This window comes from Alcanivorax sp. HI0083, assembly GCF_001635175.1.
Window position 1 is genome coordinate 1 of sequence record NZ_LWFX01000427.1, and the last position, 1,141, is coordinate 1,141.

Annotated in this window: 1 protein-coding gene; it reads left to right on the forward strand. The window is 57.1% G+C overall.

All coding sequences use genetic code 11. The annotated features are described in order from the left end of the window. A partial coding sequence (locus A3754_RS04425; RefSeq protein ID WP_369817576.1) for a DEAD/DEAH box helicase occupies positions 1 to 1,141 on the forward strand: 1,141 nt, incomplete at both ends.

Here is a 1,141-nt window from a genome sequence, read left to right on the forward strand (position 1 = left end):
TTGCGGTAGTCCGCGAAGCGTCTACACGGGTGATGGGGATGCGCCATTTCGACGTGCAGATGATGGGCGGGATATCCCTGCATGAAGGGCGTATTTCCGAGATGCGTACCGGTGAAGGTAAAACCCTGACGGCGACCCTGCCGGCCTACCTGAATGCGCTCTCCGGTGAAGGCGTGCATGTGGTTACGGTAAATGATTACCTGGCCGAGCGTGACGCCAATTGGATGCGTCCCCTGTACGAATTCCTCGGGTTATCCGTGGGCATCATTCTGTCCCAGCAGCCCACCGAGCAGAAGCGCGCCGCGTACGCGTCGGATATTACCTACGGAACCAACAACGAATACGGCTTCGATTACCTGCGCGACAACATGGCCTTCCGCCTGGAAGACCGGGTGCAGCGTGGGTTGAATTACGCCATCGTCGATGAGGTGGATTCCATCCTGATTGATGAGGCGAGAACGCCACTGATTATTTCCGGCCCGGCGGCAGATTCCTCCGAGCTGTACCAGGCGGTGAATCAGTTGATGCCGCAACTGGAGAAAGAGACAGAAGAGAGCGAAGGCGATTACTTCGTTGATGAAAAACAACGGCAGGTAGAGCTGACCGAGGCGGGTCACCAGAAGATTGAAGCGCTACTGGTCAGCAACCAGTTGCTGGAACAGGGCGAAAGCCTGTACGCGGCCCATAACCTGGCGCTGCTGCATCATGTGCATGCGGCGCTGAAAGCCCATGCCCTGTTCCACATCGACCGGGATTACATCGTTCAGAACGACCAGATCGTGATCGTGGATGAACACACCGGCCGTACCATGCCGGGGCGTCGCTGGTCCGAAGGTATTCATCAGGCCATCGAGGCCAAAGAAGGGCTGAATATCCAGCAGGAAAACCAGACCCTGGCGTCCACCACCTTCCAGAACTATTTCCGCCTGTATAACAAGCTGTCCGGCATGACCGGTACCGCGGACACCGAGGCGCTGGAATTCCGCCAGATTTATGGCATGGATGTGGTGGTGGTCCCCACCAACAAACCCATGGTGCGGATTGACGCCAATGATTTGGTGTACCTGAGCCTGCAAGAAAAATTCGACGCTATCGTCAAGGAAGTGACCGAGGCGGTGGCTAAAGGTGCGCCGGTGCTGGT